The 7,512-nt window shown below is 45.5% G+C and carries 6 protein-coding genes and 1 pseudogene; 4 read left to right on the forward strand and 3 right to left on the reverse strand.

Going from position 1 to position 7,512, the window contains the following annotated elements:
• The 3 genes and pseudogenes from ACTIE6_RS13020 to ACTIE6_RS13030 all read left to right on the forward strand — a co-directional run.
• Nucleotides 1–484: pseudogene (locus tag ACTIE6_RS13020) on the forward strand (type IX secretion system sortase PorU); the annotation flags it as partial.
• A gap of 105 nt (nt 485–589) precedes the next feature.
• Complete coding sequence (gene porV / locus ACTIE6_RS13025) at nt 590–1,738, forward strand: type IX secretion system outer membrane channel protein PorV (protein ID WP_439557054.1); 1,149 nt, start codon at nt 590–592, stop codon at nt 1,736–1,738.
• Between the two features lie 77 nt (nt 1,739–1,815).
• On the forward strand, nt 1,816–3,096 hold the full coding sequence (locus ACTIE6_RS13030; protein WP_439557058.1) for a M16 family metallopeptidase: 1,281 nt from the start codon (nt 1,816–1,818) through the stop codon (nt 3,094–3,096).
• Here ACTIE6_RS13030 and ACTIE6_RS13035 read toward each other — a convergent pair whose 3' ends face one another.
• Nucleotides 3,097–4,419: a cryptochrome/photolyase family protein gene (locus ACTIE6_RS13035; protein WP_439557055.1), complete on the reverse strand. Its 1,323-nt coding sequence runs from the start codon at nt 4,417–4,419 to the stop codon at nt 3,097–3,099.
• Between the two features lie 134 nt (nt 4,420–4,553).
• Here ACTIE6_RS13035 and ACTIE6_RS13040 point away from each other — a divergent pair, with 134 nt between their 5' ends.
• Nucleotides 4,554–5,411 carry a 3-keto-disaccharide hydrolase gene (locus tag ACTIE6_RS13040; protein ID WP_439557056.1) on the forward strand — a complete coding sequence of 286 codons (858 nt, stop codon included), beginning with the start codon at nt 4,554–4,556 and terminating at the stop codon, nt 5,409–5,411.
• A 148-nt stretch (nt 5,412–5,559) separates the two neighbouring features.
• Here the strand turns inward: ACTIE6_RS13040 and murA are convergent, their stop codons facing one another.
• Together murA and ACTIE6_RS13050 are read right to left on the reverse strand one after the other, a co-directional pair.
• A complete protein-coding gene (gene murA, locus ACTIE6_RS13045; RefSeq protein ID WP_056279870.1) occupies nt 5,560–6,867 on the reverse strand; it encodes a UDP-N-acetylglucosamine 1-carboxyvinyltransferase in 1,308 nt (435 codons plus the stop codon).
• 39 nt (nt 6,868–6,906) lie between these two features.
• Nucleotides 6,907–7,512 (reverse strand): DUF4290 domain-containing protein (locus ACTIE6_RS13050; RefSeq protein ID WP_439557057.1); only part of this gene is annotated, 606 nt, incomplete at its 5' end.

Here is a 7,512-nt window from a genome sequence, read left to right on the forward strand (position 1 = left end):
GATCGTGCTCAACGACTACTTCAGCGCAGACCTGGACAACTACCGGACTGGTACAATCCGGTACCCGTTTGATAATTTACCAGCCGGTGAATATAATGTGAGGCTAAAAGTGTGGGATACGTATACTAACTTTTCTGAATCATCGTTCGGATTTCAGGTAGTGAAACCAGAGGGTATCCGGCTCAATGCAGCCAAAGTTTTTCCTAATCCATTTATAAACGATCTGTCTTTTGAATTAAACCATGATCGTGCGAATGAGGATATCGAATTAATTTTAAATATTTTACTTGTAAACGGGCAACGCCTGGGTACTTTCAAATGGTCATACTATAACAGCGAAGCGACCATATCAGAAACACTGAGCGCCCGGCAACTTGGAAACTGGATTCCTTATCATGTTCCATTGGTTTACCAGCTGTTGATACGATCATTAAAAGATAGTACCTTCGACCAAAAATCAGGGAAGTTGATACGCTCTCAATAATGTAATAAAACTTAGCAAATTTTTAGTAATAACTATCTTTCATTGTATTTTTGACCCTTTAAAAGAAGCTGATACAAAGCACTTCCTATCGCAAATCCATTCTATATGAAAATTTTTTTTGGCGCATTTTCTTCACTTTTTATTCTCACATTGGGCACCGTCTCTGCTCAGGACACACTAAGGATCCCCGCTTCACCGCTTACTTTTTTAACATTTGCTCCTGACGCACGAAGCGCAGCGATGGGAGAAGCAGGCGTTGCTTCAAGCCCGGATGCGAATGCAACTTACTGGAATGCGGCAAAGCTTCCGTATAACACCAAGGATTTCGGTATTTCAGCTTCTTATACGCCCTGGTTGAGAAATTTAGTAGATGATATGTGGCTCGGGTATTTGTCAGCTTATAAAAAACTGGGCGACAACCAGGCAGTTGCATTGTCTGTTAATTACTTTAACAATGGCGAGCTTGATCTGCGTGACGCGATAGGTACGCAATTAGGTTACTTCAATTCACGCGAACTGGCAATTAATGGTACTTATTCCCGTCAGCTTGGAAGAAACTTTTCAATGGGTTTAACATTGAAATACATTTCGTCTAACCTCGCTGGCGACGCTGTCATCAAAGGAGTTTCATTAAGCCCGGCACGTGTTGCAGCTGGTGATATCAGCGCATATTACAGAAAGCAGATCAGGAATGAAGATACAGGAAGCGAGCTCACCTGGTCTCTCGGCGCTGTGCTTTCCAATTTGGGTGGTAAAATCAACTACGGTTCTGGTACAGATACTGAAAACTTTATCCCTACCAACCTGAGACTTGGCGCCGGACTTTCATTCACTGGCGATGGCCGTAACAAATTCAACTTCATCGTTGATGCGTATAAGTTAATGGTACCCACTCCGGATGGAACAGATTACAATTCAAGACCATTACTAAAAGGTGTATTCGGTTCATTCTCTGACGCACCGGACGGTTTCAAAGAAGAAATGCAGGAAGTAGCAATCTCAGCAGGCGTTGAGTACTGGTACAACAACATTTTTGCATTAAGAGGTGGTTACCACGGGGAAAACAAGCTGAAAGGAGATAATAAATTCTTTACTGCTGGTGCCGGGATCCATTTTATGGACAGGTATTCGGTGGATTTTGCTTATCTTTTCCCTGTATCACAAACCAGTCCACTTGCCAATACACTCCGTATCACACTTTCTCTTGGATTGAACAAAGCAGAGAAACTGGATGTGAGCGACACGGATAACTAAGACTACTATATTTTAATTTTTTCGAAACGAATGGCGTTATTGCAATGTCATTCGTTTTTTATTTGATCCCCATTGTAATGCTACTCGACCGCACCATAGCTCCTGATTTCAAAGTAATCAACTCCATTCATTTGCCGGAAGCACAAACCCATACCCTTGACAATGGTGTTCCGTTGCATGTGATCAATATTGGTGAGCAGCCTGTGATTCGGATCGAGTGTATTTTTGAAGCAGGTAACTGGTATGAAAAGGAAATCGGTGCCTCCTATTTTGCGATAAAGATGCTGCCGGAAGGTACCACTTCACTGAGTTCAGGCGAGATCAGCGAAGCATTTGACCGGCTAGGTGCATTTACTGAACTTACACATACATCTGACCGTATAGGAGTGGTCGTGTACTGTGTTTCACGCTTTTTACCCGAGGTTCTTCCACTGATCAGCCAGTTGATCCACGAAGCCAGCTTCCCGGCACACGAGTTGCAGGAACTCAGGAATATTACGCTGCAAAATCTCAAAGTAAATAAAGAAAAGAACGCCTACCTCGCCACAACCGAATTCCGTGCGCGGCTGTTTGGTACAGACCACCCCTACGGACAAAGCCAGGAAGAAGCCAACATCGAGCGGTTGACACTCGACGCCATTCTGGATCATTATAACCGGTTTATCCGCAATGGGAAGTTTACGGTTGTACTCGCCGGACAGGTAAGTGAAAGTGACGTAGCGCTGGTTAACCAAACCCTAGGAAAAGATCCCGTGGAAGGAGGACAAGTGAAGCCTGCATTCATCGTTTCCACATCTTACCAGGGCGAGGAGAGAGTAATAGAAAAGGCAGAAAGTGTTCAATCTTCAATACGAATGGGGCGGGTACTATTCAATCGCCACCACGAGGATTATTTCAAAATGCTGGTGACCAACGAGCTGCTGGGCGGTTATTTCGGGTCCAGGCTGATGAAGAATATACGGGAGGAAAAAGGGCTGACTTATGGGATTTCGTCTCACGTAGTTACCCTTCGGAATGCAGGTTATTTCATGATCGGGACCGATGTGAAGAAAGAATTCACGCAGCTTACCATTGATGAAATCAAGAAGGAAATCAATCGCCTGCAAACAGAACCTGTGAGTCCTGAGGAATTGGCAACTGTTAAGAATTTTATGGCGGGCGAATTTGCCGGCTCACTGAATACTGCCTTTGAAGTAGCAGACCGCCAGAAAGTATTGTTACTGGACGGGCTGCCAAACGACTTTTTCAATCATTATATCGATAAGATCCAGGCTGTAACAAGCGAGGATGTTATTTCAATGGCAAATTCATACTTACGGCCTGAGGATATGATCGTGGTAATTGCGGGTGGAAAATAGCTATTTGGCTTTATCCAATGCTTTCTTATAAGCTTCCAGGCATCTTTCCCGGGCCAATTTATGATCTACCATCGGCTCGGGATATGTTGCGGTTCCAATTTCAGGTACCCACTTTTTAATGTATTCTCCTTTTGGATCAAACTTTTGCGCCTGGGCTGCGGGATTGAAAATGCGAAAGTAAGGCGCAGCATCGGTGCCTGAGCCTGCCGCCCATTGCCAACCACCATTGTTGGCCGCCAAATCATAATCAAGCAGTTTTTCTGCAAAATAAGCCTCCCCAAGCCGCCAGTCGATCAGCAAATGTTTGGATAAAAAACTGGCAGTTACCATTCTGACGCGATTGTGCATAAACCCGATCGCATTCAGCTGGCGCATACCTGCATCTACGAGCGGATAACCTGTTTTTCCCTCACACCATTTTTTGAAATCGTCCTTATCATACCGCCACTTGATCAGATCATAAGCGCTTCTGAATGCTTTTCCTTTGCCTACTTCGGGGTAGTTGGAGAGGATCTGCTGATAGAAGTCCCGCCAGATCAGCTCACTTAAAAAAACAGCGCTGTGCGCTTTTGCTTGTCGCGCCAGCTGGCGGATACTTACTGTTCCAAACCGAAGGTGAATTCCGATCCTGCTGGTTGCCTGCAAAGCCGGGAAGTCGCGTTTCTCAGCATAATCTTCCAGAAGTGTTTCGCTTACCTCATCGTCGGGGAAATTATAATCGGAAACTTCAAAACCCATTTCCTGCATCATAGGACTGCCGGAGCCGCTCCATTTTTGAAGGTTTTTGAGGTATTTCTTGGTAGGATAGGAGGAAAGATAAAAATCATTGAGCTTATCTCTCCAAGCGCGGCTGTAAGGTGTAAAGACGGTATAAGGCGATTTTTGACCGGATAAAATTTCCTGTTTTTCAAAAATCACCTGGTCTTTTACAGTTTTAAAAACCGTTTTCTTTTCCTTTAAAATATCAAAAACCCCGCGATCCCTTTCGAGCGCGTAAGGTTCGTAATCTGTATTTGTATATACTTCGGCAATCTCGTATTCTTCACTGAGCTGCTTCCATATTTCCAGCGGAAAGCCGTAATAAACCAGGATATCTGACCCGTGCTCTTTCAGTTCTTTTCTGATATTTTCAATGGCATCATAAATGAATGTAATGCGCGGATCTTTCTTATCGACATCGTCGAGGATATTTCTGTCGAAAATGAACAATGGAACAACGGGGTACTGCGACTTCAATGCGTAGTAAAGTCCGGCATTATCGTCTACACGTAAGTCGCGACGAAACCAGAATAGTGTGATCTTCTCTTTTTTTGTCAGGCTCATGAAATCTTCTAACGTAATGAGTTCGGCAGGGGCACGAATAAAGCCGAAGTAACTATATTTACCCGGCAATGCGGCGAGCTATTCAGTTATTGCATAAAAATCCGGCCAAAACTTTTTAAAACCATTTACCAACGATGAAATTACAATTAACCATGCTTTTCAGCCTGCTGTGGCTGAGTGTATCTGCGCAAAAGAATGCGGATAAGCAGGAGTGGAAGCAACTTTTTAACGGAAAGAACCTCGATGGCTGGGATATCAAGATCCGCGGGTATGAGCTTAACGATAATTACAACAACACGTTCAGGGTTGAGGATGGGAAAATGGTGGTACGCTATGATCAGTACGACGATTTTAAGCAAAAATATGGACATATCTTCTACAAAGGAGATTTCTCTTACTACCGCATTTCAGTAGAATATCGCTTTGTAGGCGAGCAGGCGCCAAAAGGAGAAGGCTGGGCCTGGCGGAACAGCGGTATAATGGTACACGGACAGCCCGCAGCAACAATGGGCAAAGATCAGGATTTCCCAGCTTCAATCGAAGTGCAGTTACTGGGAGGAAATGACAAGGTACGCACTACCTGCAACCTGTGTACGCCGGGTACGAATGTGGTGATGGACGGAAAACTGATCACGCAACACTGCATTACTTCTAAATCAAAAACTTACAACGGAGATCAATGGGTGAAAGCGGAAGTGCTGGTACTGGGCGATTCGCTTATTCAGCATTTTGCAAATGGTGAAATGGTGCTGGAATATAACAAACCGCAACTCGGAGGCGGAAATGTAAGCGGAAATGATCCTTCCCTGATCATCGAAGGCAAACTGCTCGACCACGGTTCCATTTCCCTGCAAAGCGAAAGCCACCCTGTAGAATTCAGGAAAGTAGAAATCCTGGATTTGAAAGGCTGTATGGATCCGAAAGCGACTAATTACAAGTCTTACTTTGTGAAGGCGGATAATGCGAAGTGTAGTTATGGGAAGAAGAAGTGAGTTTTTGGCTGTCGGCAATCAGCTGTCGGCTTTTTTGTCACACTGAACGTACCGGATCGCCGGGCGGTCGAAATGTTAGCACTTCGACTGCGCTCAGTGTGACAAATGTCGGAGGCCGACTGCCGATTGCTGACAGCCGAAAGCCAACCTACAATCTCACAATCTCCGCCCCGATCGCATTCAGTCTGGTATCGATATTCTGGTACCCGCGGTCGATTTGTTCGATGTTATCGATAATACTTACGCCTTTTGCCGACATTGCTGCGATCAATAATGCTACTCCGGCGCGGATGTCTGGGGAAGTCATTCTGATTCCTCTTAGCTGCGTTTCGCGGTTGTGACCGATTACAGTAGCGCGGTGCGGGTCGCACAAGATGATCTGGGCGCCCATTTCAATCAGTTTATCTACAAAGAATAACCGGCTTTCGAACATTTTCTGGTGAACGAGGACGGTACCTTGTGCCTGTGTTGCGGTTACTAGGATAATGCTCAGCAAATCCGGCGTAAAGCCTGGCCAGGGCGCGTCCGCGACAGATAATGTTGATCCGTCGAGGTAATTTTCAATGCGGTAATGTTCCTGAGCGGGGATAAAAATATCGTCTCCGCGGAATTCCATTTTGATACCCAATCTTTGAAAAACATCAGGAATAATGCCCAGTTGCGGAATCTGGCAGTTTTTAATCGTGATTTCAGACTGTGTCATCGCAGCGAGACCGATAAAGCTGCCGATCTCAATCATATCCGGCAACATGGTATGCTCAGTGCCGTTCAGCTCACTTACACCTTCCACTACAAGCAAATTGGATGCAATGCCAGAGATTTTCGCGCCCATTCTGTTCAGCATTTTGCAAAGCTGCTGCAGGTAAGGTTCGCAGGCTGCATTGTAAATCGTTGTGGTACCTTCTGCCATTACGGCTGCCATTAATACGTTGGCAGTTCCGGTAACTGAGGCTTCGTCCAGCAGCATATACGCTCCTTTCAGGTTGGCTGCATCTACTTTGTAAAAACCGCCGTCTTCTTCATCGTAGCTGAATTCAGCGCCGAGCTTTTCAAAACCTAAAAAGTGCGTATCCAACCGGCGGCGGCCAATTTTATCACCTCCCGGGCGGGGAATCCTGCCTTTGCGGAAACGCGCCAGCATTGGACCAAGAAGCATTACCGAGCCTCTTAATGCAGCCGCTTTCTGGCGAAATGAATCAGATTCGAGGTAATCGAGGTTGATATTACTTGCTTCGAAACGAATGGAGCTCTCGCTTAATCTGGTCAGCTGAACACCCAGGTCGCCCAGCAGGTTAATAAGCTGGTTTACGTCCCTGATATTGGGAATGTTATGAATTGTTACTGGTTCTTTGGTCAGGAGTACAGCGCATATAATTTGGAGCGCTTCGTTTTTCGCTCCCTGCGGTACAATTTCACCCTTGAGACGTCTATCCCCGGTTATTTTAAATGAAGCCATGATTGGTTGGGCAGTTGAAGAAATACAATGCACCGGAATTTACATTCCGGATTTTTTGCGGTTGTTACGGTTGTTGTTGTTACCGTTGCGGCCAGCAAATTTGTTGGGCCTGTTTCTGTTAGGATTATTACCCTGGCTGTTTCCGCCCTGGCGTTCCGAATTGTGATTGGCTTGTGCTTTAAACCCGTTGCCAGCGTGATTACCGCGGTTCCTTTCCTGTCCGCCGCCATTGTTGTTGCGGTCTTTTGGAGCAGCGTCAACCGGGCCGTTCTGACGGATGTAGTCGATTTCTTCTGTTAAAGCACCTTTGCTCAGTTGTTCGAGCTGGCCAAGCAATACGTTATCCTCTGGATTGTCTTTATTCCAGGCATTGAAAAATGAGCGCATCAGCCGGAATATGTAGGAAACAAAGGCAAGCCTGTCTTCTTTGTTTTCGGTTTGAACTGCCTTTTCGAGCAGCAGTTCAATATTCCTGCCGTAGTGGCGATAAGTTAAATTTTGCTGGTTGTAGCCCACTTTAAGAGGCTTTTTACCAAGCGCTTCTTTGGATGGCGGTGGGAATGGGCTGTCAACGTCGAGCTCAAAGCCGGAAATAATGTACAGGTCATCCCACAACTTGTTGGTGTAATCCTGGTTATCCCTCAT

This window comes from Dyadobacter sp., from assembly GCF_051859145.1.
GTDB lineage: Bacteria > Bacteroidota > Bacteroidia > Cytophagales > Spirosomataceae > Dyadobacter.